Source organism: Shouchella shacheensis (assembly GCF_001484965.1).
Lineage (GTDB): Bacteria > Bacillota > Bacilli > Bacillales > Bacillaceae_D > Shouchella > Shouchella shacheensis.
Window position 1 is genome coordinate 23,436 of sequence record NZ_KQ947393.1, and the last position, 24,439, is coordinate 47,874.

The 24,439-nt window shown below is 49.0% G+C and carries 25 protein-coding genes, 4 tRNA genes, 1 other RNA gene and 1 riboswitch; of the genes, 3 read left to right on the forward strand and 27 right to left on the reverse strand.

What is annotated here, in order from left to right; translation table 11 throughout:
• Nucleotides 1–18: 18 nt before the first annotated feature.
• The 9 genes from thiD to AVZ68_RS00185 form a co-directional block, all read right to left on the reverse strand.
• Nucleotides 19–816 carry a bifunctional hydroxymethylpyrimidine kinase/phosphomethylpyrimidine kinase gene (thiD, locus tag AVZ68_RS00145; protein ID WP_059102530.1) on the reverse strand — a complete coding sequence of 266 codons (798 nt, stop codon included), beginning with the start codon at nt 814–816 and terminating at the stop codon, nt 19–21.
• Between the two features lie 15 nt (nt 817–831).
• Nucleotides 832–1,938: a glycine oxidase ThiO gene (gene thiO / locus AVZ68_RS00150; RefSeq protein WP_059102531.1), complete on the reverse strand. Its 1,107-nt coding sequence runs from the start codon at nt 1,936–1,938 to the stop codon at nt 832–834.
• Between the two features lie 12 nt (nt 1,939–1,950).
• A complete protein-coding gene (locus AVZ68_RS00155; RefSeq protein WP_059102532.1) occupies nt 1,951–2,730 on the reverse strand; it encodes a thiazole synthase in 780 nt (259 codons plus the stop codon).
• A gap of 3 nt (nt 2,731–2,733) precedes the next feature.
• Nucleotides 2,734–2,931 (reverse strand): sulfur carrier protein ThiS, encoded by a 198-nt coding sequence (gene thiS, locus AVZ68_RS00160; RefSeq protein ID WP_059102533.1) that lies wholly within the window; start codon nt 2,929–2,931, stop codon nt 2,734–2,736.
• A complete protein-coding gene (gene thiE, locus AVZ68_RS00165) occupies nt 2,928–3,557 on the reverse strand; it encodes a thiamine phosphate synthase (RefSeq protein WP_059102534.1) in 630 nt (209 codons plus the stop codon). The genes thiS and thiE overlap by 4 nt, the downstream gene beginning before the upstream one ends.
• Before the next feature lie 212 nt (nt 3,558–3,769).
• A riboswitch (TPP riboswitch) is annotated at nt 3,770–3,865 on the reverse strand.
• A 196-nt stretch (nt 3,866–4,061) separates the two neighbouring features.
• Nucleotides 4,062–5,477, reverse strand: a complete 1,416-nt coding sequence (aspA, locus tag AVZ68_RS00170; RefSeq protein ID WP_059102535.1) for an aspartate ammonia-lyase — start codon at nt 5,475–5,477, stop codon at nt 4,062–4,064.
• A 34-nt stretch (nt 5,478–5,511) separates the two neighbouring features.
• A complete protein-coding gene (locus tag AVZ68_RS00175) occupies nt 5,512–6,447 on the reverse strand; it encodes an ROK family glucokinase (RefSeq protein WP_059102889.1) in 936 nt (311 codons plus the stop codon).
• A 38-nt stretch (nt 6,448–6,485) separates the two neighbouring features.
• The gene (locus tag AVZ68_RS00180; protein WP_059102890.1) at nt 6,486–6,683 is read right to left on the reverse strand and encodes a YqgQ family protein; all 198 of its coding nucleotides are present in this window, start codon (nt 6,681–6,683) and stop codon (nt 6,486–6,488) included.
• Nucleotides 6,684–6,703: 20 nt separating this feature from the next.
• A complete protein-coding gene (locus tag AVZ68_RS00185) occupies nt 6,704–7,213 on the reverse strand; it encodes a hypothetical protein (RefSeq protein ID WP_059102536.1) in 510 nt (169 codons plus the stop codon).
• A gap of 126 nt (nt 7,214–7,339) precedes the next feature.
• Here AVZ68_RS00185 and AVZ68_RS00190 point away from each other — a divergent pair, with 126 nt between their 5' ends.
• Nucleotides 7,340–7,735 (forward strand): YueI family protein, encoded by a 396-nt coding sequence (locus tag AVZ68_RS00190; RefSeq protein ID WP_059102537.1) that lies wholly within the window; start codon nt 7,340–7,342, stop codon nt 7,733–7,735.
• A 223-nt stretch (nt 7,736–7,958) separates the two neighbouring features.
• Here the strand turns inward: AVZ68_RS00190 and AVZ68_RS00195 are convergent, their stop codons facing one another.
• The 8 genes from AVZ68_RS00195 to AVZ68_RS00235 all read right to left on the reverse strand — a co-directional run bounded on the left by AVZ68_RS00195 (nt 7,959) and on the right by AVZ68_RS00235 (nt 14,094).
• The gene (locus AVZ68_RS00195; protein ID WP_059102538.1) at nt 7,959–9,509 is read right to left on the reverse strand and encodes a rhomboid family intramembrane serine protease; all 1,551 of its coding nucleotides are present in this window, start codon (nt 9,507–9,509) and stop codon (nt 7,959–7,961) included.
• Nucleotides 9,510–9,830: 321 nt separating this feature from the next.
• Complete coding sequence (yqgO, locus tag AVZ68_RS00200; protein WP_157404537.1) at nt 9,831–10,046, reverse strand: protein YqgO; 216 nt, start codon at nt 10,044–10,046, stop codon at nt 9,831–9,833.
• 142 nt (nt 10,047–10,188) lie between these two features.
• Nucleotides 10,189–10,431 carry a hypothetical protein gene (locus AVZ68_RS00205; RefSeq protein ID WP_059102540.1) on the reverse strand — a complete coding sequence of 81 codons (243 nt, stop codon included), beginning with the start codon at nt 10,429–10,431 and terminating at the stop codon, nt 10,189–10,191.
• A gap of 26 nt (nt 10,432–10,457) precedes the next feature.
• Nucleotides 10,458–11,468 (reverse strand): ThiF family adenylyltransferase, encoded by a 1,011-nt coding sequence (locus tag AVZ68_RS00210; RefSeq protein ID WP_059102541.1) that lies wholly within the window; start codon nt 11,466–11,468, stop codon nt 10,458–10,460.
• A 29-nt stretch (nt 11,469–11,497) separates the two neighbouring features.
• Nucleotides 11,498–12,295: a DUF92 domain-containing protein gene (locus AVZ68_RS00215; protein ID WP_059102542.1), complete on the reverse strand. Its 798-nt coding sequence runs from the start codon at nt 12,293–12,295 to the stop codon at nt 11,498–11,500.
• Nucleotides 12,292–12,852, reverse strand: a complete 561-nt coding sequence (locus AVZ68_RS00220; RefSeq protein ID WP_157404538.1) for a 5-formyltetrahydrofolate cyclo-ligase — start codon at nt 12,850–12,852, stop codon at nt 12,292–12,294. Before AVZ68_RS00220 ends, AVZ68_RS00215 begins: the two co-directional genes overlap by 4 nt.
• Before the next feature lie 309 nt (nt 12,853–13,161).
• Nucleotides 13,162–13,311, reverse strand: a complete 150-nt coding sequence (gene rpmG, locus AVZ68_RS00230) for a 50S ribosomal protein L33 (RefSeq protein ID WP_054712094.1) — start codon at nt 13,309–13,311, stop codon at nt 13,162–13,164.
• A gap of 75 nt (nt 13,312–13,386) precedes the next feature.
• Nucleotides 13,387–14,094: a hypothetical protein gene (locus AVZ68_RS00235; protein ID WP_059102545.1), complete on the reverse strand. Its 708-nt coding sequence runs from the start codon at nt 14,092–14,094 to the stop codon at nt 13,387–13,389.
• A gap of 371 nt (nt 14,095–14,465) precedes the next feature.
• Between AVZ68_RS00235 and AVZ68_RS00240 the strand changes: the two genes are divergently transcribed.
• Both AVZ68_RS00240 and AVZ68_RS00245 read left to right on the forward strand, forming a co-directional pair.
• Nucleotides 14,466–14,846: a hypothetical protein gene (locus AVZ68_RS00240; protein ID WP_059102546.1), complete on the forward strand. Its 381-nt coding sequence runs from the start codon at nt 14,466–14,468 to the stop codon at nt 14,844–14,846.
• Complete coding sequence (locus AVZ68_RS00245; protein WP_059102547.1) at nt 14,836–15,294, forward strand: hypothetical protein; 459 nt, start codon at nt 14,836–14,838, stop codon at nt 15,292–15,294. Before AVZ68_RS00240 ends, AVZ68_RS00245 begins: the two co-directional genes overlap by 11 nt.
• 151 nt (nt 15,295–15,445) lie before the next feature.
• On the opposite strand, the gene AVZ68_RS00250 is transcribed toward AVZ68_RS00245, so the two are convergent.
• The 10 genes from AVZ68_RS00250 to AVZ68_RS00290 form a co-directional block, all read right to left on the reverse strand.
• Nucleotides 15,446–16,771 carry a CitMHS family transporter gene (locus AVZ68_RS00250; RefSeq protein WP_059102891.1) on the reverse strand — a complete coding sequence of 442 codons (1,326 nt, stop codon included), beginning with the start codon at nt 16,769–16,771 and terminating at the stop codon, nt 15,446–15,448.
• Nucleotides 16,772–16,981: 210 nt separating this feature from the next.
• Nucleotides 16,982–19,084 (reverse strand): peptidoglycan D,D-transpeptidase FtsI family protein, encoded by a 2,103-nt coding sequence (locus AVZ68_RS00255; protein ID WP_059102548.1) that lies wholly within the window; start codon nt 19,082–19,084, stop codon nt 16,982–16,984.
• A 77-nt stretch (nt 19,085–19,161) separates the two neighbouring features.
• Nucleotides 19,162–19,346: non-coding RNA, 6S RNA (gene ssrS, locus AVZ68_RS19535), on the reverse strand.
• A gap of 41 nt (nt 19,347–19,387) precedes the next feature.
• Nucleotides 19,388–20,680 (reverse strand): MFS transporter, encoded by a 1,293-nt coding sequence (locus tag AVZ68_RS00260; RefSeq protein WP_059102549.1) that lies wholly within the window; start codon nt 20,678–20,680, stop codon nt 19,388–19,390.
• Between the two features lie 146 nt (nt 20,681–20,826).
• On the reverse strand, nt 20,827–21,435 hold the full coding sequence (locus AVZ68_RS00265; RefSeq protein WP_059102550.1) for a superoxide dismutase: 609 nt from the start codon (nt 21,433–21,435) through the stop codon (nt 20,827–20,829).
• Nucleotides 21,436–21,802: 367 nt separating this feature from the next.
• Nucleotides 21,803–21,892 (reverse strand) — tRNA-Ser (locus AVZ68_RS00270).
• 81 nt (nt 21,893–21,973) lie between these two features.
• Nucleotides 21,974–22,047: transfer RNA gene (locus AVZ68_RS00275), tRNA-Ile, on the reverse strand.
• Nucleotides 22,048–22,059: 12 nt separating this feature from the next.
• A tRNA-His gene (locus AVZ68_RS00280) sits at nt 22,060–22,135 on the reverse strand.
• Nucleotides 22,136–22,158: 23 nt separating this feature from the next.
• Nucleotides 22,159–22,235: transfer RNA gene (locus AVZ68_RS00285), tRNA-Met, on the reverse strand.
• A 337-nt stretch (nt 22,236–22,572) separates the two neighbouring features.
• Nucleotides 22,573–24,198: a Na/Pi cotransporter family protein gene (locus AVZ68_RS00290; RefSeq protein ID WP_059102551.1), complete on the reverse strand. Its 1,626-nt coding sequence runs from the start codon at nt 24,196–24,198 to the stop codon at nt 22,573–22,575.
• Nucleotides 24,199–24,439: the final 241 nt, after the last annotated feature.

Genomic DNA, 24,439 nt, shown 5'->3' on the forward strand with positions numbered 1-24,439 from the left:
GCCAAAACACAAACTCCTTTATTCGCACAGCTCTCGGTACGCGAAGTGATTCGTGGGCCCCGTCCCTTTCCCAAGGGAGAAACCTTGAGAAATCGCTGTTGTGATAAAGCGTTTCGCGGTTTGCACCGCCGCTTCGGGGCTTGCCCCTTTAGCCAGTTCTGCGGCAATCGCTGCCGCAAAGGTACAGCCAGTGCCATGAGTGTTGGTCGAAGAAAGCCGCGGATTTCGTAATTCTGTCAACGTCTCTCCGTCATAATACACGTCCACAGCCTCGTCTCCTTCAAGATGGCCACCTTTTAGGACCACGGCTTGGGGGCCCAACTGCTGTAATTGTACAGCAGCCTCATGCATCTCCGCAACGCTTCGACATTCCTTTTGTTCAAGGATCTTCGCTGCTTCGCTTAGGTTCGGCGTAAACACCGATGTAAGAGGTAGCAGCCGCAATTGCAGGGCCTCCAGCGCTTTCTCTTGCAGTAGCGTAGAGCCACTTGTTGAACTGAGCACTGGGTCCACAACCACCTGTCCGACTTCAAATGTCTGAATCATCTCAGCAACAACCTCAATTGTTGCCGCATCCACAAGCATTCCTGTTTTCACGACATCAGCGCCGATATCTTCAAGCACCGCTTCGATTTGCCTCTGCACAAGCGCCGGAGCTAGAGGTTCAACACTTTTCACTCCGCATGTATTTTGGACCGTAATCGCTGTGATTGCTGTTGTCGTATAGACCGAGAGCTCCTGACAGGTTTTAATATCAGCTTGAATCCCTGCCCCTCCTCCGGAATCAGAACCGGCGATCGTTAGTACCGTTGGCATGGTCGATTCCCCTTCCTATGTGAAACGCTCTGGTCGAAAAGAAGTGAGCGGAACCGACGCCTGTTCTCCGCTGAGTTCTTCGGCAACAACTTTTGCCGTAATCGCGCTAAGCAGAATGCCGTTACGGTAATGACCACAGGCAAAGTAAACATTCGGTGCCTTCGTAAGGGGCCCAATAAACGGATAGCCGTCCTGAGTGGCAGGCCGAAGCCCCGCCCATGTATGGAACGGTTCACGCTCAGCAAGAAATGGCAAAATATTCGTGTTCCAGTTAATAAGACGCTGAATTCCCTTCTCCGTCACGTCCGTTTGAAAGCCGGCAATGTCTTCTGAAGCGCCGTTGACCAGCGTGCCATTCGCTTTAGGAACGAGATAGCCTTGGCTTGTGTACAAAATATGATTTACCTGCTCCTCTTGTCGTTCGTAGGCACAAATTTGCCCGCGGATGGGGAAGATGGGAAGGCTAAGCTCAAAGAGATCCTCCAACTCTTTGGCCCACGCCCCCGAGGAAACGATGAGCTGATCCGCCGTGTACTCGTTTTTGTTCTCCGCCTGCAAGAGAACCCCTTGCTCATACTGCTCGACGGAGACCGCTCCTAAGTTTTCTTCTATCCTTACACCATGTTGCCTGCACGCCTCTTCTAGCGCTTTCACATAATCAGGGGAATAGACGTGCGCTTCCTCAGGGTACTGAATCGCTCCAATAATGTCATCCGATAGATGGGGCTCTACTTCTTTAAGCGCCTGTTGATCAAGGACGTTCACAATCGCCCCGAATTCTTCCTGCCACGCCTTGCGCGTCTGCAGAGAAAGCAGATCGGCTGGATGATACACACAATGCAAACTGCCACTTTTTTCATACTCAAAGTCTAAGCCAGAGAGCTGTTTGACATCGTGCTGCCACTCCTCAAACAAGCGCAAACTCGCCAGACACAGTCTGAAAAAATCATCTGGATCCTCGCCAATTTCTGAGTACGGCGCAAGCATACCAGCGGCAGCACCAGAAGCCTGTCCGCCGCATGTATTTTTCTCAAGAATTGTTACGTCAAACCCTCGCCTCGTAAGTTCCAGGGCGATCGAGAGCCCGATGACGCCCCCTCCAAGTACCGCTACATGTTTCATAGTTGTCCCCTTCTATGTTGAAATCAAGTCTTCAAGCTGACTGCTCGCCGTCGCGTAGCGCTTTTTCGGAATACGGCCGGCTAAATAAGAAAGGCGTCCTGCCTCAATCGCAAGCTTCATCGCTTTCGCCATGCGAGCAGGGTCTTTCGCCTTTGCTACAGGGGTATTCATCAGCACGCCATCGACGCCAAGCTCCATCGCTTCCGCTACGTCTTTGGCTGATCCGAGACCTGCATCGACGATGATCGGCACGTTCGCCTCTTCTACAATCAAGCCAAGATTGTACGGGTTCAGGATGCCAAGCCCCGTCCCGATTGGCGAAGCCCCGGGCATCACCGCCGCAGCGCCGGCTTCCTCAAGTCGTTTGCAAAGAATCGGGTCATCGGAGGTATACGGGAGCACCGTGAACCCTTCCCCGGCGAGAACCTCTGTGGCCTTAAGCGTCTCCACTGGGTCAGGAAGAAGCGTCTTTTCCGATGCACTAATTTCCACCTTAATCCAATCGCTAAGCCCGCTCGCTCTGGCCAAGCGAGCGATACGAATTGCCTCTTCGGCCGTATGGGCTCCTGACGTATTCGGCAAGTATTGAAAACTCTTTCCTTCTAAATGCTGTAAAATCGCATCCTCACCTGGATGCTGCAAGTTGACACGGCGAATCGCGAACGTCAGGACATCCGCACCGGAAGCGATGATCGCTTCGTTTTGCACAAATGGGTTCGGATAACGCCCCGTCCCAATAAAAAAGCGCGAAGCCAATGGTGTCCCTGCTATGATGAGTGGATCGTTTGCCATGGTTCAACCTCCTCCTACAAAGTGAACAAGCTCGATTTTCATATGGTCTTGAAGCTCGGTCGATGCCCAATTGGCTCGATCGACAATTTGACCATCGACTTCTATAACAACAAGCTGAGGGTCCAATTGAAAATGACCTACCACTTCATCGAGCGTAGCGAGATCAAGCTCATACGCTTCCCCATTGACGATTAGCTTCATTTTTTCGCCTCCTTTATAACCGCAGCAAGCTCCGCGCTGACCGCGCGAACGTCTTCGGCACCCACAATTTCGCTTATCACGCAAATTCTCTCGGCGCCAGCATCTAGCACTTCCTGAACATTGTGCCGTTTGATCCCTCCAATCGCCACAAACGGGATCTGAATTGTTTTCTTTACTTCCTGAATATACGAGGTGGTCACCGGATCGACGACATCCTCCTTGCTTTGCGTCGAAAAGATCGGGCCGACCCCAATATAATCCGCCCCGTTCCGCTCGGCCTCTAGCGCTTCCTCAAGCTTATGAGTCGAGACGCCAATGATGGTGTCCGGCCCGACAATCCGACGAACTTCCTGCAATGGCAAATCATCTTGACCAACATGGACGCCGTCCGCGCCAACAGCAAGCGCCACGTCAATATGATCATTAACAATAAATGGCACATTATGCTTCGTCGCAAGCGCCTTAAGAGCTTTCGCTTTCTCCAATAGGACCTTCTTCGAGCTTTTCTTGTCACGGAGCTGGATGATATCCACGCCCCCAAGAATCGCTTCTTCCATAATTTCAGTAAGGGATCGTCCTGGATGAAACGCTTCCCCTGTAATTGCATATAAGCTGAATTCTCTCAAAAAGTATACACCCTTTCTTTTTAGCTTGAAAAGCGCAGGCGAGTTGATCAGGAGCGAGGATTTTGGAAGGCCTGCACCAGAAATCCCGACCTTGGATTTCGGGGCAGGACTGAAAAATCCCGAGCTCCTATCCGCCGGAGCTAGATCCAGAAAAGCGCAGGAGGGTTGCCCACCAAAAAAGCCACACACCACCTAGGGTGGAGTGCGGCCTTGTTCACACGTTCCGACTTCCCTACGCTGGCATCATCCAGATCAGGTGCAAGGGTATGATCTCAGCCCAGTTCCCATGGGCACCCCTAGTCTTGTTCTATAGTTTTAGTATGGCATAGTTTTGTGTTTATTTAAAGACAGAGAGCTTAGAACTTTAACAGTTAAGCTTTCAGGCGGGCAGTAATACGACGCGATAAACTGCCCTGCGCGACATCCCTATGTGCGCAGACTTGAGGTTCCAACAGCAGCCAATCTCCATGGACTGGCACCGCTTTTTAAGTACCCCTCTTTTCCCTATTGCGGCATAAACTTGGAACCAGCGATCCCCGGATTGGTCATTTCCTTTGGATCAAGAATTTCATTCAGCTCTTCTTCAGAAAGCATGCCGCGTTCAAGGCAAATGTCTCGCACTGATCGGCCCGTTTCCACTGCTTCTTTGGCAATTCGTGTCGCCACCTCATAACCGACGTGAGGATTGATGGCTGTGATCGTGCCAATACTTCCTTCCACAAGCCCTAGACAATGCTCCACATTAGCGGTAATCCCCTCAATCGCATAGGAACGAAAGACACCCATGCCGTTTTTCAGCACGGAGAGCGACTGCAGCAAATTAAAGACAAGCACCGGCTCCATCACGTTTAGCTCCAACTGCCCAGCCTCCGACGCTAGGCTGATCGTATGGTCATTGCCAATTACCTGAAAGGAAGCCTGATTGATCACTTCACACATGACAGGGTTGACCTTCCCTGGCATGATGGAAGAGCCCGGCTGACGCGGTGGTAGATTAATTTCGTTTAATCCCGTTCGCGGTCCAGAGCTCATCAAGCGCAAATCGTTCGCCATTTTGGATAGGTTGATCGCCAAAATCTTCAACGCACTTGAAAGCTCTGTGTACGCATCTGTATTCTGCGTCGCATCCACGAGATCATCCGCCGTTTTAAAAGGAAGCCCTGTAATCTTTGCTAAATGCTCAGCGACCTTCACAATATACTCCGGCTTCGCGTTGAGCCCTGTCCCCACCGCTGTCGCTCCCATGTTAATTTCAAACAGGTGAGTGGCTGACCGATCAATTCGCTTCAAGTCTCGGGTCAGCACACGACGGTACGCCCCAAACTCCTGGCCGAGACGAATGGGAACCGCATCCTGTAAATGGGTCCTCCCCATTTTTAAGATGCCATCAAATTCTCGCTCCTTGCTCTTCATCGCTTCTACCAGCTTACGCAGCTCCCCGGAGAGTGCCTGCGTCAAATGAATCGCGGCAATATGAATCGCCGTTGGAAAGGCGTCGTTGGTTGATTGCGCCATATTCACATGCGTGTTCGGACTTACCTTTAAGTAGTCCCCTTTTTCACCGCCAAGCAGTTCGATCGAACGGTTTGCGATGACTTCATTGGCATTCATGTTAAACGATGTCCCGGCTCCGCCTTGGATCGAATCGACAATAAATTCATCATTCAGCTTGCCAGCGATCACTTCCTCACTTGCCTCGACAATCGCCTCGGCTAGATGAGGACGAAGAACGCCCACATCCCGGTTTGCAAGCGCCGCGGCTTTCTTTACGTAGCCAAATGCACGAATCAACTCTGGATGAGGCGGGTACCCGGTGATGGGGAAATTATCCTTTGCTCTCATTGTCTGAATGCCGTAGTAGGCTGATTTTGGTACTTGTTTTTCTCCAAGCAAATCTCGCTCGATTCGATAGTCACTCATTCATTCTCGATCCCCTTTTTAACTCTTGCCTTTTCTATTTCCCAGCCCTTTGCTCACGCGCTTCTTTGGCAATCCAAACGGCTCCGTAGATACCTGCGTCGTTGCCAAGATGCGCAATTTTAAACTCGGCACTCTCCGCTACGCGAGGCAAGGCATAGTGTTCAAAGACTTCACGTAGTGGCGAAAGCAGCGTTTCTCCTGCTTTCGAGACGCCTCCACCAATGACAATCTTGCGCGGATTCAGCGCATTGCTCAAATTCGCAAGCGCAATTCCTAAATACGTCATCGCTTGCTGGACAACACCTTTAGCCAGCTCATCGCCTTGATCACAAGCGTCAAAGACAGCTTTTGTCGTTAGTTCCGAACGAAGCGTATGAAGCGTACTCTCTCGATTTTGGTCGAGAGCTTCTTTGGCTAAACGAACAATGCCTGTTGCGGACGAGACCGTCTCAAGGCACCCAAAATTCCCACAGTTGCAAGGAGCCCCGCCTTCAAAAACGGAGGTGATATGACCGATTTCTCCGCCCATTCCACTAGCCCCGTGCAAAATTTCGCCGTTGGTAATAATGCCTCCACCCACGCCTGTTCCAAGCGTGACAAAGAGAACTTCATCCGAACCATCCCCGGCGCCACGCCACTTTTCCCCTAGTGCTGCCAGATTCGCATCGTTATCAATCTTGACGCCAACACCTAATTCGACTTCAAGTTCTTCTCTTAATGGGTAGTCACGCCAGCCGATATTTACGGCGTGATAAATGAAACCGGTTTCCAATTCAATAAAGCCAGGGGCTCCTACGCCTGCCCCTACAATGACAGCACCCTCTTCAAGGTTCTCACGAATGCTCGCGGCAATTTCCTTTGCCACATGTCGCCCTTCATCCGCTCGATTGGTCGGTATCTCCCATTTCTTTAGGAGCTCGCCCTCTCCTGTTAAAAAAGCGAGCTTCACCGAAGTTCCCCCAATGTCCATTCCTGCATACCATTCTTGTTTACTCACACTGTTTCCCCCTAAGCCTGCCGGACCGTTGCGCCCTCCCGCCTGATGACGAGAAGAGCGTGTTGATATGTTTTTCCATCAATCATTCCATATCCATAAAGCTCGTTGATTTCTGCTTCCATCAGATGCACGTCCGTTAGCCGGTCCTTTGTATAAACAATCGTTCCATATGTCTTTATCAACTGCTGCACATCATAAAAGGTCTTCACTACCTTCACCTCTGGAGCCATTATAACAGCTTAAACATCGCAATTAAAAGAAAGCCTCCTAGCGGCAAAAAAGCAGCCACGTAGACATTTCGCACCCAAAGTACAATTGAATTATACAGCAAATATCCTAAAAAGACTGCCCCTCCGAAGAAAACAGTGACGAAAAGTGTAAAAAACGTACGATAGCCAAACATGCCCCACTGAACGCCCATAAAAAAGAACAGGATTCCGAGCACGAGGAACAACGGCTTGCCATAGGGCTGATAGCCTACCGATGGATGATACGAACGGACGCAGGCTATAATAAAAACGAACGACACTATAGCGAGAACAACCTCTAGAAAGCGAAACCCTAGCCAAGATGGGCTAATCGCCGCTAAAAACATCCCCACATACGAGCAGAGTAGAAATTGACCAACGACAATGCCCAAAGGCAAAAGCGGTGGTAGCAAGCGCATCGTGCCAATCACTCCTCCGAGCGTAATCCCTAGCGATACAACGAAAAACACCATGGAAACTAAAATCCACATGTTTTGCCCTCCTCTGGTCGCGGTATTGAACATGATGTGAACGGTTGTTTCATGTCTATGTTTTTACTTGAGGAAACAGGACAAGAATGCCAAGATTAATGAGAGAGAGAAAAGGAGTGAGGAAACTTGGCTAGAGATGTAAACGAAGTGATTGAGCGTGCAATCTACGGAACGCCTGAAACAAAGCCTGGCGAACGGCGGCTTTTTTTAACGACCATTTTAGAACGAATTCATGTGGCGCTCACATTGAAACAGGTACAAACAAGTGCCCCTTATGAGAAAGTGACGCACGTGATGAAAACAGAGAGCAACCTGCACCTTTATTTAAATGGAAACCTTGGCTACCAAGCATACGCGGACTATATGCAAGCGGCCAACCAAAACGGCATCCCTTTCACGGTCGTGACGCCTCATCAAGAGACGCCGTTCGGCCTTGTGCTCGCAAATACGTCCACGCCCGTTCATGTTAGCGATCCCTTCATTAAAGACGCACTTCATGAACAAGACATCAAGAATTTCTAAGGTGCTCCGCCTCAAGCCGCCTCCTTTGCATAGGGCGGCTTTTTTTCCAGTTTCAACTTGAACAAGAAAATGCTCCCTCGTTTTGGAAAGCAAAATTCTCAGCTTCTGAGCGACCCGTTACGCTTTCGAACGACCAGGGTGTTGCGGATGAATGAGAGGTGGTCTTCGGTTTTCCAACGGCATTGGCGCACGGATAGGGGGCACGCGCCTCTTTTAGACCAGGTCATTGCTCAAGCTGTTGCTCAATTTCTTGCTGAACGGTTTGGTAGTCCTCCTGATCTGGCTCCTGTTCCAGAGCGTTCGTCACTGCTTCGTGCGCAAGCTCCCACTCGTCAAGCTCTCCATAAACAAGCGAGAGATTATACCAGCCCTCATGAAAATCGGGACGGACCTCTGTGGCACTCTCCAAATGTTCTCGCGCCGATGCAAAGTCCTGGTCGAGCTCAGCATCAATATACGCTTGCATGAAGAGAAGCTCAGGCATCTCCCCCTCCTGCTCAAGCGCTTCGCTAACAATTGGTCTCGCCTCTTCGAACTGCCCCGCCTCAAAGAGCCTCTGCGCTTCAAACGCCTGCATCTGTGCAGAACTGCTGCTTGAGGTTTGTCCCCAAAAGATGAGTCCCGCAGACGCGATTATATATCCGAGGGTCGCAAGCAATGACCACAAGCGCCCAGGCTGCTTTTTTTCAGAAGGGAGGCGCGTCATACAAGAAGCAAGGAACCCCCCAATCAAACCACCGACGTGAGCCCCGTTATCAATCATTGGGACCATGAAGCCAAAAGCTAGATTAATCACAAGCAGCACAATCACATTGCGTCCAAGCGTGCGAAAGAAAAGCGAGCGGTGCTTCAAGCCAAAATAAAGCAAGGCGCCGAAACAACCAAAGATGGCTCCAGAAGCCCCCGCTGAAAGATTGTCGTTGAAGGCAAAGCTCACGATCGACCCAAAGATACCTGCAAGGAAATAAATAACGACAAACCGCCGCGAGCCATAAATTTGTTCCACCGCACTCCCTAGAAAGTAAAGCGCAAGTCCGTTCATAAATAAATGAAAAAAGCCAATATGTAAGAACATAGAGCTAACGATCCGCCACCACTCACCCTCTATCATGAGGGGGTTGTATTTGGCCCCATACTCAATGAGCGTTAACATGTTTTGGCTGCCGCCGTTTTGCTCAAGCACAACAAACATCGCCACCATCGCTAGGAGAATGACAAAGAGAGCCCGAGGCTTGCCGAAAAACAGCGTCTTCTTGTCTGTGTTTTCCCGACCTTTCCCTGCTGAGCGCACCTCCTGCCGCAGCCTGTGCACCTCTTGTTCCATCTCCTCCTCACTGAGAGAAGAGCGCAGATCTGGCAACTCATCCGCTGTCAGGTGCTGATCAGCAAGCTCTTTGTAGGTGCTTGCGTTCGAATGAAGCGCGATGTTTTGAACAGCATTTTTTTTATTGCCTATCTGAAAAGGAACAAGTGCACTTTCCCATTCATCCACCGGCGGGTAGCTCATGATGTAAATATTCTCCCCGCGTAGCTGCCAGACGCCAAGCTGCTTATACATCTTTTCAAACTGCTGTCTGGCATGACCGATGTCTCGTTTTAAACGATTTGCCCAATCCACTTCTGACTGAACCAAGCGAATCACTCTTCGTGGTTTTGCCGTATCATCTTCAAGCCAAACTTGAGTGGGATGAATAGCAAGAACACGGAACTTTTGATGACGCACATAGTGGTGCACAATTTTCCAGAAATAATAAGTATGTTGGATTGAATTCAAATTGATTGCCCCTCCCCATCTCTATGTATTATACCAAGATTGGCAAACGATGAAACGCTTAAGAGCCCTGACGATTGTCAGAGCTCTTTTTTGTTTAGCTCCGGCACCCACTCGCTCGAGGTTTCTTCACGCCGCCAGTTCAAGTCAAGTTCGGACTTGATTTGCCGTCGCTCCAGAACTTGTCGCTCGTGCCCAGGGCGCCTCTGCTTTTCTCTGTCTAGCTCCGGCGGGTAGAAGCTCGGGATTTTTCAGTCCTGGCAACGAAATTTAAAGGCAGATTTTTTTCCAGGCCTTCCAAATTCGCGCTTCTAGGCGACCCGCCTACGCCTTTCGGTTTTCTCCTTCACGCGGCGAACCTGGGAAGGCAAACAGAGACCCTACCAGCTGTTTTCGAAAAAAAGGAATACGCAAAAGCGTTGTAATCGCAAGCTTTCGAAGCAGCTGGTAGCGCAAAATAACGTTCATCACTCGGTACCTGTACTTCCAGAGAGCGAGAACAGCCACCCCGGCAGAAAAAATGGACAGAATTTGACGCATGATCGTCACCCCCGTCTTACTATGCGTGAGAGGGCTTGTTTTTATCCAAGGACCGAGGATTCCCCCTCTCAGGGCTTCCACTAAGGAGGGTACGGGAAGCACTGCTAATGCACGGTGCCGAAACGAGCAATCCGTCCTCCTTTCAAAGGGACGGCCTCATCCCGTAAAGCTGGCTTTCGCCGTTCCAGGGATCGTTCTCGACGTTCCACCGCTCACTCTCGGCGTTCCACGGCTCCCTCTCGGCGTTCCACGGCTCCCTCTCGGCGTTCCGCGGCTCTCTCTCGGCGTTCCGCGGCTCTCTCTCGGCGTTCCACGGCTCCCTCTCGGCGTTCCGTTGCTCTCTCTCGGCGTTTCGGTGCTTTCTCACACAAATACGAAAGTTCATTGCGTGACTCACTCTTCTATCCAACCTTAATCCCCAATGTACTTGCTGTAAAGCGTCCTCGCTCGCGTCAGATCCTCTGTCCCTTGGATAAGCACGCGCCCATCAGCAAATAGCACGAGGCGCTCGCCTTCCGAAAGGAGAACACGAACGAGAAAAGGGGTCTCGTGTACATCAGCGACCTGCGTGAGGCGCTTAGCCCACTTTTTCAAATCAAGCCGCTGGTTTCCGCGGATTTGCACCGTTTCTCGCCCGCAGAGAGTCGTTGCCGCTTCTTCTTCCTGACGAAGAGCCGGATACTCCTGCATTTGACACGTAGGGCAGTCCTTTTTCGGCTCCTTAAACGCGAGATTGTAGGCATGATTGTGCCAGATATCAACTGTTTTCAACGAGCGCGTGAGCTTGTCCTTGGCTTCCACGAAATATTTGAGCGCCTCCACAGATTGATAGGAAGCGACGATGTCAACAATGGGAGCGATGACACCAACTGTGTCGCATGTCTCCCCTTGCGTGTTGCCGCTACTAATGAAGCAGCGCAGACAAGGGGTTTCTCCTGGAACAAACAACGCGTTCATCCCCCGGGCACTTACCGCTCCTCCGTAACCAAACGGACGAGCCCATTTAAAGCAAGCGTCATTTAACAAAAAACGTGTGTTGAAATTATCGGTCCCATCCAAAACCAGGTCAACGCCTTCCATCAATCGTTCAATATTTTCCGTGGTCACGTCTTCCACCAAAGCTTCTATGTGAATGGATGAGTTGACCTTCTCTAGCTTCTCTTTCGCCGCAATCGCTTTTGGTGCAACAGCCTGCACATCGTGTTCATCAAAAAGCATCTGCCGCTGTAAATTGCTCGCCTCTACATAATCCCGGTCAACTAGGCGTACATGTCCGACACCAGCTCGAACCATGTGGTTCGCAAGCACCGTGCCCAGCGCTCCAACGCCAACGATGAGCACTCGTTTTTCGGCGAGAAGTTCTTGACCCGCTTCCCCAATGCCACTAAAAAGCATTTGCCTTGAATAGCGCTCTCTCTCCATCACCTAATCCCCCTTACTTCTCTCACACATTAGAAGCGCGTCCCAACGATGGCGCCAAGAAATGCTCCTGCTAACGTACATGTTACATTTACGAAGTCATTATTGACAAATGATCGTCCTTTGACTCTTTCACTCGGGACCCCGCAATGAGTCGTTCGCTCGGTGAATTGTCCACATACCGGGCAACGGTAAACCACTTGTAGACTCGCTCCGACCAGCGTATCGACGAGATTGGCGAGAAACCCGATAGCCGTAAAAACCATCAACCAGATATGGGCGCCAGAGAGTGAGCTCCACCAAAGCATAATGGCGATCGCTGAAATGAGAAAGCTGCCAGCAAACGCTGCCGCTATCCCAAGGCTAGTGACCGCTCCCGAGACTCCACGAGAAACGCGCTTTCGAGTGAGAATATGAAATGGCCGTTGTCTACTTTTTGAACCGATCTCAGTGGCCCATGTATCCGCTGTCGCGGCGGCCAGACTACCGACGAAGGCAGAGGTCCACATAAGCGAAAACTCCGGCCAAATCCAGACGAACAATGCGCAAAGAGCGGCTGGCCCTCCATTGGCCAACACTTGCCAGGCATCACGTTCCCCTCCTTTTTCAGTCACTGCCTCTCTGTTACTTATGTCACTTTCTCTGCCGCCCCAAAAGGCAGAACTCCCAAAAAAGACCGCCAGAAGCACAAGCCCGCCAATGCCGAGACCTAGAGCAATCAATACACCAACAATGATCGCCGCCCACATGCCAGAGAACGTAAGCGTTTTGTGGCGGCGGCTAAAAATGGCCACCATAAGCACACCAAGAATGAGGACCCATTCTATCATAAGAGGTCCGCCTGATCATAAAGGATGGTATCAATGATTCGATCATGGTCTTCGGTTGGGAGTCTCTCAAAAAGCTGTTCCGTAAAACAAAGCGCGATCGTACTCCCCTGGTAATGCTGAAGGTAGCGATCATAGAATCCGCCACCGAGTCCTAAGCGCTCTCCGCCTTTTGTGAAAGCGACACCTGGGACGAGCATGAGATCAAGCTCCTCAGGGCTAACCGTCTGGCAGCGAGCAGGGATTGGCTCTCTAAGGTCGTAGGAAGAGTATTCTAAATCATCCCACTTCGTCACTTTATAGAACTGCATTGTCTTCGATTTCATATGTATTCGTGGCATGGCCACCAGCTTGTCCGCTTCCCAGGCTCGCTCTATGATTGGGTGTGTTTGGACCTCAGGAAAGCGAGCCATCGTTACACCAATCGAGCGGGCGTGGTGCCACTGCGGAACTTGCACAAGCAAAGCAGTCACGTCTAGAGAGCGCGCCTCATACTCATGCCTTTCCATTTCCATAAGACGCTTTCCTACCTTGTTCCGTAGCTCTTTCTTCGTTTCCACTGTTCTTCACCCCGTTCGTCGTCTCCCAATGTCCAGCTGCGGCGGGAAGGAGCTTCGAGATTTTTCGCCCTGCCAACGAAACCCAAGTTCGGGATTTCTTTTGTCAGGCCTTCCAAAATCCTCGCTCCTGAGCGACCCGCCTCCGCTTTTCCTGATCCAGCTGCGGCGCCCACTCGCTCGAGGTTTCTTCACGCCGCCAGATCAAGCCAAAACCGGGCTTGATACTACCGTCGCTCCAGAACTTGTCGCTCGTGTGCGGGGCGCCTCCGCTTTTCAAATAAAAAAATAAGCAGCGGAAAGTCCGACTGCTTACTTAGTTTCGCGATGAAGTGTGTGACGCTTTAAGCGCGGGCTATATTTTTTAAGCTCAATTCGCTCTGGGTTGGTTCGCTTGTTTTTTGATGTGATGTACGTACGATCACCTGTTTCCGTACAAGCCAGTGTAACTTGAACACGCATCTTTATCCCTCCAAATTCGGATTCCATACCCATCTATGATAGCAAGATTTTCGAGGGAGTTCAAGTTCTTTTTTCTCAAAGTCCACTGGAACGCCTATAGGCTTCACTCAAATAGCTATGGGCTTCCTGTACAGAAGTGAGCTGCTCGCCAGCAAGCATCCAAGCATGGCCCTTCGCCTCTTGCTCCGGCGCAAGCGTGAAACTTGCTGTAACCATGCTCTCAATGGTCTGGGCCGAAAAAGGAGCAAAAAACAGGCGTCCTTCTTCTGCGCACCAATTTTTCTCTAAGCTTCCTGCACCGTATTGCAAGTGCGTTGTCGTCGGCATATGTACGGAGAACAGAGCAAAGCTCTCCTCAAGATGATGAATGAGTGCTCTTTCAGCAGGCGCATAAAAGGTGACCCCTTCATAAAACTGCGGATTTTGCTGATGCATGAGCAGCTTGATCCTCTTTTCTTCCCTTGACTGATTTTTAATGGAGAGCTCGCGCACAAAACCAAGCCCGGTGGCGTCCTTTCGGTCAAAACTCGTTAGCAGCAAATCCCACTCCTTATGATAAGCTTGACTGACAACCGCTGTGGGCGTCTCGGAAAACGCGGGGCTTACGACCCAAGAGGAATCGCCAACCCAGGATGCTCCCCCTTTCTGCCAAACCCCTAGCTGAACAGGCGGACTGCTCCCATTGGTTTTAAGTCGAAGTCTAGCGTCAATGTCAACAGAAAGTGAAGAAGAAGTGGTTAATTTTTCAGAAAGTCGATTCGATAATCCCGGATTCATTTTCATATATAGGCTCTCCTTTGGATGATGTTTGATTGCACATTCGAAAGTGGTGGACATAGGTTGTCCGAGTCGATTCTTTGAGAGCGAGAAGGCTTCGTATTGTTGCCTGGTGCTTAGTTAAAAGCATACCGTCTTTCGCAGCTTCTCACAAGAAGTGGAAATTGTATGTTTTTGTAGAATCACCAACCGCCGCCCGTGATCGGGGATTTGCTTCTTTTATCAGCTTCTTAGGTCTAAACTATCAGTCGATGTGTCTCTTTTTGTCAGAAACTAGGGCTTGTCGCTAGATTTTCCGATTTTGAATCGAAAAAAGGCTTAGATGATGTATAATACATAGATAGGTTTTTTAGATTTAGGAGTGGGAGGGGAACGTGATGGAATGGACATTAGCCATTTTATTTGGTGCTGCGATGTTACTGCTCATTCTGTCGTTTTTTAAAACAGAAAAGCAAACGAAAGCAGAAGAACAAATTGAACAGTTATCCATTTCCTTTATGCAGGAAGTGTATCAGCTCAAAAATCAGATTCGAAACATGGAGCTCGACGCCGAGATCGCTGCCGGAGAACCGGGGATTCAAGGCCGCTCCTCCTCACAGCAGAAATTGCTTCGTGAGGTGCTTGATTTGCACAAACGGGGGTATTCCGTTGAAGGCATTGCGACGGAGACAAAACTTACTGACTATGAGGTCGAGCGCTTGCTTACACCTTATGTGGAACTAAACCGAGACAGAAAGAAGGCTGCCAATGACGCCTAAAACGATGCGCAGCTTTGCAGGAGGTCTTCTCGTTGCGGCAGGAGCTCTTGGGGCAACGTACTATTATTCAGGGGACGAGCAGGCAGAAGCACTTACTGAAGAAGAAATGAGAGAACAGTTGATACAATCAGGGTTCACTGTGCAAACAGAGGAAGAGCGACAGGAAGACATTTCAGACGCAGTGAGTTTGGCGGAAGAGGAATGGGCGGAAGCGAATGACGATGACGATAACGACAATGAAATCATTTACCGAACCATTATTACGGTTACAGCCGGGATGACAAGCATTGATGTCGGTGAACAGTTGGAGACGGCCAACATTATCGACGATGCTTATGACTTCTTTGCCGAGGTGGAGGACCGAGGCCTTGCCAACGATATTCAACCACAGACCGTTCAAGTTGATAGCGACATGAGCCTTGATGAGGTCGTTTCCGAGTTTTTCTAAAGTCATTATTCGACAGGAACGACCAAGGTTCCTGCCTATTCCTCAAATTTTTTTAAAGCCGAAAAGCGGGAGCGGGTGGCCCACCGGCCGGAGCTGGAAAAAAGAAGGTCGACGTCCTTTAATTGGGACGTCGACCTTCTTTATACGATGCTTAAAACTGTATAATCCCTATTAAAATACCGGCAATGACTAGTAAAATACTGAACCCCCACATCCAGAAAAAGGAATAGCGAATATGTTTGCCCATCTCTACACCAGCGAGTCCAATGCCAAGCCAAAGTGCTGGGGAAAACGGACTAACAAACGTGCCAATGATATTGCCGATCAGCATGGCATAGGCTGTCGACATCGATTCAATCCCGTTCGCAGAGGCAATCCCGTCTACAATAGGGAGAAGAGCGAAATAGTAGGCATCCGTGCTTGTAAGGATATCGAGCGGAACACCGATCAAGCCAACTCCTATATGGATGTACTGCTGAGCCACGGCAGGGATCACAGCAATTGAGTCAAGCGCAATCGCTTCGAGCATCCCGGTTTCGCGGATCATCCCCAGGAAAACTCCTGCAGCCAGAATCACAGCCGCCATTGAGAGGGCATTTGGAGCATGGTGCTTCAGTCGTCCCATCTGTGTGCTAACATCTGGATAGTTAATAAGGAACGCAACTCCGAGCGCGACCATAAATATTAACCCCGCATCCCATTCACTAAAAACAAGCATAAGAATCACACCAAGAAACAATAAAAGATTCACCCACATCAGCTTTGGTCGCAAGAGTTCATCGCTATGATCAACCGCTGCGGCCGCTTCTGCGTCTGGGTTCTCTTTAGGCATTTCGGACATGTCTCCGGATTCTATTCCTTTCTTAATGCGTCTCTTTTCACGTACCCCTAAAAAAACCGCTAAAAGAATCAACAAGGCAAACCCAATCCCTTGAATGGGGATGAGCGGTTGCCACACATCACTAGGATCCATGGAAAAGACCGAAGCAACTCTTCCCGTTGGCCCTCCCCACGGCACCATATTCATAATCCCGGCACTCAAACAAATCAGTAGCATAAGCAAGTAGGGACTCATATGCAGTTTTTTATAAAGTGGAAGAAGCGCAGGAATCGTGAAGAGGAACGTCGTAGCCCCTGCTCCGTCCAGCTGAGCAAACGCTCCCACAATGGCCGTCCCGACCGCTACCGCTACGACGTTCCCTTTTGTTAGACGAATCATGCCGGAAACAAGCGGATTCAAAAGTCCTGTGTCTTGCATGACACCAAAAAATAGAATCGCGAAAATAAACATTACAGTCACGCCCATCACCGAATCAATCCCGGACGCAAAATACTCACTAACTTCTTCCATCGAAGAACCAACCGCAAGCGCTCCAATAATCGGAATAATCACCATCCCAACAATGGGACTGATCTTCCCCCACATAAGAAGCGCGACAATAGAAATAATCACCGCTAGTCCGACGATTGTAAGCATACTCATAACAAAACCCTCTTTCTCTTGATGACATACGCTAGGATGTCACTTCTTAAAAATGAAAGCCCTTTCTCTTTGTAGGTACTTTACATGATAAGAGCGAACGGGTTCAATTTTTGTTCATAAAGAGCATTAAAAATGATAATGTATGAGTTTCAGGACTAAAAAACACGAACGGAGAAATCCTCCATTCGTGTTCTGTATGACCTATTATTCTGTTGCTTCCTCCAAATTGCTCACGTCTTCTAGGATTGTATCGACTTCCTCTGGACCATTGCGCTCTTCTTTGAGGCCGAAGTAGCTATCAAGGAGATCCTCGCCGATCAATTGTGGGATCGCCATTGAACCAGTTGGTTGGTTCGCATTCATCCCCGGGGCGACGATCGCAAAAGCAATTTCCGGATCATCAAAAGGGGCGTAGCCGACGAGCGTCTGGTTGTGGGCCTCATAAATCTCGTTCTCCCCATCACCAGGCGTTGGAAAGACCAAGGTCGTCTCTGCCGTCCCTGTCTTAGCCGCGAAGCCTCCTGGCACATCTACGTCCATATTTCGCGCGGTCCCTCTTGAGCCGGTCACAACTTGACGTAAACCATCCTGCACCATGGAGATATGTTCACTTGACATGTCTATCTGGTTAAGCATCTCAGGCTGCTTTACTTTCTCAACAACATAGTCGTCACCATTGTTGGACGGTTCGAGGATTTCCTGTACGAGTCTTGGCTTCATGCGAACGCCATCGTTGGCAATCGTACTTATATATTGTGCAAGTTGCAAGGTAGAGTACGTGTCATACTGACCAATGAACAAATCCATTAACTGACCAGGATCTGAAGTTCCTCCAGTAACACCAGTTGGTGCTCCAGGTAAGTCAACATACGGGTCTACACCAAGACCAAATTGAGAGAAATAGTAACGTGCTTCATTGTAAGCATCTCTGATCGCGTTCAAATCGGTAAACGGCTTTGGATTGTTCCGATCATACGTATAATCCATCATTCGCATCGCTATATAAAACATATACACGTTAGAGGATCGCTCAAGCGCTGACAGGTAATTTACAGTGCCCATATTGCTTACAGATGCTTTATCATCGGTGTCAGGAAATTTCAGAGGCTCGTCGTAAATTGTCTCAGCTGGACTCATCATCCCTGTTTGAAACCCTGTCAGAACGGAGGCGCCTTTAATGGCTGACCCCATTTCATACGTATTATTAATGGCTCCAATTTCATTACTCGTTGGATCTTCGCCAACCGCGTCGAGGAACCCACTCATCGCAAGAATATCTCCCGTTTTCGGATTCATCGCAATCGCGTACGCTTGGCTGTCACGAATGTAGCGACCAGAATTTGAGCGCACAATGTCTTCCACGGCCTCATCCAGCAGCTGTTGATACTCCATATCGATGCTTAGCCTTAAATCCGAACCCCGGCTGCCTTCTTTTCCATTATTAACGGTTTGCCCCTCGCCGCTGGAGGTAGTCTCTACCTCCGCTTTGACTCCGCGTAGAACATCTTCGTATTGCGCTTCTAAGTAGCTTGTGCCGACTAGATCAGAACGCTCATAGCCCTGGGAAAGATAGGCGTTGATCTGATCTGCAGGAATCGGACGAACATTGCCGAACAACCCACGCAGCGTCTCTCCATACGCAAACGAGCGTCTGGAATCACGCGTAATGTCGATGCCTGGAAGCTGATCTAGATGCTCGCTGACACGATGGGATTCTTCTTCGTTTACGGCTCGTTTAATATGTTGCGGGGAACCAGCATAGCCTTTGGACATTTGCGTGAAAATGGCCATAACGGTTTCCTCTTCCTCGGGAATCTCATCAAGCAAGCCCTCGTCGATGTGGTCCATAATAAGCTGATACTCACTCTCACCCTCTTCTTCTGGATCAAGGTGACTGATGAGTGCCTGGCGTTCTTCTTGCGTGTGCGTCGCGTACCAATATTCCTTGCGATCCCGCTCACGCAAGTTTTCGGTGTCCATCTCTATCAGGTTGTCTAATTCCCTAGCAATTTCAAGCATCTCGTTAGAACTCGTACCCTCCGCTGGGTTGGTGTATGTAATCGAAAGTTCCATTTCATTATCAACCAGCGTGTTGCCATATTGATCAAGCATTTTGCCGCGTGGGGCATCGAGGCGCGCTGTCTGCGTGGACGTTTCGTTCAGCTCTTCCTCATAATTCTCCCCTTGAACAATTTGCACTACTCCAAGACGTAAAATAAGTGCAGAAAACAGCAAAAAGACAATCAAAAAAAGGATATTCAGCCGTACCGACACATGTCGTTGTTTCTTTGGTTTCTTTTTCCCCAAAATGTGCCCTCCTTTTACATTCTATGTACATACAAGAACAGACACCCAAAAAACGGATGCCTGATGATTGTTAAAAGGAAATACCCGCGATGCCGTTGCTTAGAATGTTTCATGAACCTACACTCGTAGGTGGGTGTTCGCAAATGCCTTTTTTCAGCGTCCATTTCGATCAATGGCTTGCTGGCACAGCATTAATATAGAACTCCCTTTGTCACATTCAAGGTTCGAAACATCATAACGCTCACGAACACGGCAGGTGATTCAATCTATAGTATAATACGGACACCTTTCTTTGTCAAAGCGCTAGACCGTCCCTCCTGTTCCTTTTTCTGTTTCGCCCTGGTTGGCATAATTGATCGCTTCATCGTCATCGTCAGGGGCACCAAGGTGAATTTTGCGAACAAAAAAGTAAATCCAGAAATGCCCCGACCCGACCACGAGTAAAATCAGAGGGATCACCTTTTCTTCAGGAAAAGCGGTCACAGCAGCAATAAAGATGACAATCGACATGATGCGTCCAGCGTTGAGAAAACATTCGCGCACCACAATGTACTCCACGCGAAGCTCGCCCGCCTGGTGGCTCCTTCCGATCACATCAAATGTAAGTGAAATGTAGGGGATCAAAAGCGCGGGATAGGCAATTGATACGAGTACGCCGTAGCTAATGAGCTTGCCGAAGTTTAAATCAAAAACAAGCAGGAAAATGGCCCCGTACAGAAGTATGCCACCGAAGAGAATTGCCTTTTTCCGGTAAATGGGCTTCAGCAACCTCGTTATCAGATAGTAACAGACCAGCTGAACGCTTGATGTCACAAGACCATATGTACCAAGCGCCAACTCATTGTTTGTCACAACATAGACCCAGACGACAATCACAAACACGAACGTCCCTTCACGGAGCCCCTGAAAAAAATGAGCGTGCAACACTCGCCTCCAGTTCATGTTTTTTTTCCGTTCCTGAATCACCGTTCGAATATGAAATTGACCTTTGGCATTGCGCTTGGTCAGGGCTGTCGTTAAAAAGACGGCCACTAAAAACAAGACGAGAGAGATGCCAAAGATAACAAAATAGCCGCTGAAATTGTTCATTTTGGTAATCAAAAGCCCCGCCCCAAAAGGGCCTAGCATACCGGCAAAAGAAGTGAGCAGACCTAGAAAACCATTGAAAAAATCTCTTGTATCCGGCTCTGTCACTTCAAACGTAAGCACATTAAACGCAAGCCAGTAGCACCCGATCCCCATGCCAAGAAGTGCTCCAAGAAGAAGCAAAAAGGAGGAGGCATTTTCCCCCACAATCAGAACCGTGATATAAAAAAGCGAGAGCAAGCTAACACCAATGCGCAGGACAATGACGCGGTCGACCCGTTTCGTTAGCTTCCCCGCAGCAACGAATGCAAGAGGTTGAAACATCACAGACATTAAATTGTACAAGGCGAGGTCGAGAAATTCCCCTGACTGCTTCCATAAAAAGACGTTCACGAAGGTGTTCGACAAAGCGACGCTCATGGCATACAGACCACCAATGATTAGGAGTAGCCGCAGATCTTTGGATACCTCCACTTCGCCCAATACCTTTTTGACAACATTGCTTTGCACGACCTCACCACCTTATTTGGTAGTGTGTCTTAACAAAGTGGAGCTATTCACAAATCCGAAAAGCGCAGGCGGGTTGGTTAGGAGCGAGAATTTTAGAATAACTAAAAAAAGATGCCCCAGTCCAAGGGCACCCTTTATTCAATGACTTATTTTGCCGCGTCGTAACGCTTCGCCACTTCGTCCCAATTCACTACGTTCCAGAACGCAGCGATGTAGTCTGGGCGACGGTTTTGATAGTTCAAGTAGTACGCGTGCTCCCATACGTCTAGGCCAAGCACTGGCGTTTTGCCTTCAGATAGAGGTGTGTCTTGGTTCGGTGTGCTCATGATTTCAAGCTGACCGTTGTTCACAACGAGCCAAGCCCAGCCAGAACCGAAGCGACCTTTGGCAGCATCGGCAAATGTTGTTTTGAAGTCTTCAAGGCTGCCAAATGTAGACTTAATTTCTTCTGCAAGAGCACCTGTTGGCTCTCCGCCACCTTGTGGGCTAAGGATTTGCCAGAAAAATGTGTGGTTTGCATGGCCGCCGCCGTTATTACGGACAGCTGTGCGAATGTCTGCAGGCACATCCTCCAAATTGGCAACGACATCCTCTACGCTTTTGCTCGCCAGGTCACTGTGGCCTTCAAGAGCGGCGTTTAAATTTGTCACATATGTGTTGTGGTGCTTTCCGTGGTGGATGTTCATTGTTGTTTCGTCAATGTGAGGTTCGAGTGCGTTTGCTGCATACGGTAGTTGTGGTAGTTCATAAGCCATGGTTAGAATTCCTCCTCAGAAAGATAAGTATCATTTTCATACTTTCGAAACATTGACGTTTCGAAAGTGTGAATAAAGCGTACCAAATATTTCATACGCTTGCAACTGATAAGCGCTGCGCCCTATAGAATGGCTTCCCTTTTTGAAAAACTTTAAACCTATTCTAGCTGTAAAAGGTAGAGTCCTGACCAATTCGTCTCCTCTTTTCCAATATTGAAAAGCGCAGGCGGGTCGCACAGAAGCACGAACTTTGAAAGGCCTGTACTAGAAGTTCCATCCGGGCAGGACTGAAACATTCGCTGGTTCTACCCGCTGGAGCTAGACAACTTGACAAAAAAAAGACACTTCTAATGAGTGTCTTTTAAAACGGAGGAAGAGGGATTCGAACCCCCGCGCGGTTTAACCCGCCTGTCGGTTTTCAAGACCGATCCCTTCAGCCAGACTTGGGTATTCCTCCAAATTGGATGTTAGCTAGCAGTAAGATGTTAAAAAGTTCTTTTCTACCTTGCTACTTCCCGCCTCTAACTTCTAAAATGAGTGGACCCTGTAGGACTCGAACCTACGACCGATCGGTTATGAGCCGAGTGCTCTAACCAACTGAGCTAAGGGTCCCTATGTGATCAATGGGGCGACTGATGGGAATTGAACCCACGAATGCCTGAACCACAATCAGGTGCGTTAACCACTTCGCCACAATCGCCATAATTATTCTTATGTAAGAGTTGGTAGCGGCGGAGGGGATCGAACCCCCGACCTCACGGGTATGAACCGTACGCTCTAGCCAGCTGAGCTACACCGCCAAAAAGTTTTGCCTGATGAAGCATCGCAAAGACAAGAATTATATTACCATGCTTTAAACAACTATGCAATAGGTCCTTCTGAAATTTTAAGACCTATTATGGAACGTAGCATGAAGGAAGAAAGAGTGGGCGCAACAAGAATTCGAAAAGCGTAAGCGGGTCGCTCTGAAGCTAGACAATACCAAACAGCGCAGGCGGGTCGAACAAAAGGGCGAATTTCGGAAGGCCTGCTACTTAAAATCCCGGCCTTGGATTTCGGGGCAGGACTGAAAAACCCCAAGCTCCTCCCCAGCGGAGCTAGACAAAAAGAGAGCAGGCTCACCCTACTCTCTCCCCCTTAGTGATCCTCATCAATGACGGCTTCGGCAATATTCACCGAATGGTCACCGATCCGCTCAAGGTTTGAAATAATGTCGACAAAAATGATTCCCGCCGCGCCGCTACACTCGCCTTCGTTCACCCGAGCGATGTGTTGCTTACGAAGCTTGCGTTCCATCTTGTCAATTTGCTCTTCTTTCTCAAGAACATCATGTGCTTTATCTAGATCGCCTTCTTCAAGTGCGTGAATGGCCTCCTGTAGCGTAGACGACGTTAACTCAAACATTTCATTCAAATCGTTAATAGCAACGTCGGAAATATGCACTTTGTTCGCTTTCTGATAATCCTTTAATTCGACAATGTTCTCCATATGGTCACCAATTCGCTCAATATCACGAACAGCGCTTAGGAGTGTGGAATGCAAGTCCGAATCGTGTTGCGAAAGGGAGCGGGACGATACTTTTACAAGATAATCGGTTATTTCTTTATCCAAATTATTAATGGCTTGTTCGTACTGGAGAGCGACTTCTGCATCCTTCTTATCGCCGCTTCTCATATAGCGAATCGCTTGTTCTAACGCCTTTTGCGAGTAACCCGCCATATGAAGCACCTCTTGCTTCGCTTGACCGAGAGCAATGGCCGGCGAGTTGCCGATAAAGCGCGTATCGAGATGTTTTGGTTTGTAATCCAGCGCAAGTTCTTCCCCAGGCACTAACTTTGTAACAATGAGTGCAAGCACTGCAATGAAAGGGAACTGAATAATGACATTGGCCGTATTATAAAGCCCGTGTGCCACCGCTATTTGCATAGGCGGGTTTAAATTAAGTTGTACAGCCAAAAACTCAATGACATTCCTGAAGATCGGAAACACAAGCATCACGAGCGTGACACCAATCAAGTTAAACATCACATGCGTCAGAGCTGCCCTCCTCGCAGCGACACTAGCCCCGATCGCCGCAATGACGGCTGTAACCGTTGTCCCAATATTGTCCCCAAACAAAACCGGAAGTGCCACGGCCAGATCAAAAGCTCCTTGATTAAAGAGCTGCTGCACGAGACCAATGGCGGCAGTTGAACTTTGAAACACTACAGAAAGGATAATTCCAGCGATAATGCCAAGTAGTGGGTTTTCGCCCATTGACACTGTTAAATCAGCAAAAGCCTGCATTTCAGTTAAAGGACTTAGCCCATCCCCTATCAATCCCAATCCATAGAAAAGACCACCAAAGCCAAAAAATACTTGTCCATAATTATTCACTTGTTTTATCCTAAAGAAAAAGAGCATAAAAGCACCGAGAGCCATAATGGGCAAACTGATCGCTTGCATGTCAAGACCGATAATAAATGCAGTCGCGGTCGTTCCGATATTGGCACCCATAATGACACCAATCGCTTGACGTAAGGTCATAAAGCCAGCATTCACGAGTCCAATCGTAAGCACGGTTGCTCCCGTACTGGTTTGAAGCAAGATTGTCGTGAGCATTCCGGCTAACACACCCATAAATGGGTTGGTTGTAAACCGGTCAAGCAAATCACGCAACCGGTCACCGGCGGCTTTTTGAAGTCCGTCCCCCATGTACTTTATGGAGAAAAGAAAGATCCCTAGACCCCCTATAAACGTGAACAGCACTTCTTGTAACTCCACAAACCTTCATCCCCTCATAGAAAACAGTTTTTTACTCTTTTCGACATCCCTCAACATTACTTGCCGAGTCTATTATTAATCAAAGGTAAAGTGTTTGTAAACAGCCTTTTTTAATCCTGAACAGTTTTTTTTCATATCAACATAAAAGCGCTTGTATTCCTTATGAATCACGTTAATTGACGGCTTTTGTTCGGATAAATACGTCTGACCGCTTCCGACTCATTCAGCGTTGCACTTAGCT

Bases quoted from the DNA above. Each gene is read 5' to 3' on its own strand.
- AVZ68_RS00215 (WP_059102542.1), bottom strand. From the start codon at position 12,295: ATGATAGAATGGGTCCTCATTCTTGGTGTGCTTATGGTGGCCATTTTT.
- AVZ68_RS00155 (WP_059102532.1), bottom strand. From the start codon at position 2,730: ATGGCAAACGATCCACTCATCATAGCAGGGACACCATTGGCTTCGCGC.
- AVZ68_RS00175 (WP_059102889.1), bottom strand. From the start codon at position 6,447: ATGGACATTGGGGGAACTTCGGTGAAGCTCGCTTTTTTAACAGGAGAG.
- AVZ68_RS00235 (WP_059102545.1), bottom strand. From the start codon at position 14,094: ATGAAAATGAATCCGGGATTATCGAATCGACTTTCTGAAAAATTAACC.
- thiS (WP_059102533.1), bottom strand. From the start codon at position 2,931: ATGAAGCTAATCGTCAATGGGGAAGCGTATGAGCTTGATCTCGCTACG.
- AVZ68_RS00205 (WP_059102540.1), bottom strand. From the start codon at position 10,431: ATGAACTTTCGTATTTGTGTGAGAAAGCACCGAAACGCCGAGAGAGAG.
- AVZ68_RS00245 (WP_059102547.1), top strand. From the start codon at position 14,836: ATGACGCCTAAAACGATGCGCAGCTTTGCAGGAGGTCTTCTCGTTGCG.
- thiD (WP_059102530.1), bottom strand. From the start codon at position 816: ATGCCAACGGTACTAACGATCGCCGGTTCTGATTCCGGAGGAGGGGCA.
- AVZ68_RS00265 (WP_059102550.1), bottom strand. From the start codon at position 21,435: ATGGCTTATGAACTACCACAACTACCGTATGCAGCAAACGCACTCGAA.
- aspA (WP_059102535.1), bottom strand. From the start codon at position 5,477: ATGAGTGACTATCGAATCGAGCGAGATTTGCTTGGAGAAAAACAAGTA.
- rpmG (WP_054712094.1), bottom strand. From the start codon at position 13,311: ATGCGTGTTCAAGTTACACTGGCTTGTACGGAAACAGGTGATCGTACG.
- yqgO (WP_157404537.1), bottom strand. From the start codon at position 10,046: ATGCGTCAAATTCTGTCCATTTTTTCTGCCGGGGTGGCTGTTCTCGCT.
- AVZ68_RS00240 (WP_059102546.1), top strand. From the start codon at position 14,466: ATGGAATGGACATTAGCCATTTTATTTGGTGCTGCGATGTTACTGCTC.
- AVZ68_RS00210 (WP_059102541.1), bottom strand. From the start codon at position 11,468: ATGGAGAGAGAGCGCTATTCAAGGCAAATGCTTTTTAGTGGCATTGGG.
- thiO (WP_059102531.1), bottom strand. From the start codon at position 1,938: ATGAAACATGTAGCGGTACTTGGAGGGGGCGTCATCGGGCTCTCGATC.
- AVZ68_RS00185 (WP_059102536.1), bottom strand. From the start codon at position 7,213: ATGTGGATTTTAGTTTCCATGGTGTTTTTCGTTGTATCGCTAGGGATT.
- AVZ68_RS00250 (WP_059102891.1), bottom strand. From the start codon at position 16,771: ATGCTTACAATCGTCGGACTAGCGGTGATTATTTCTATTGTCGCGCTT.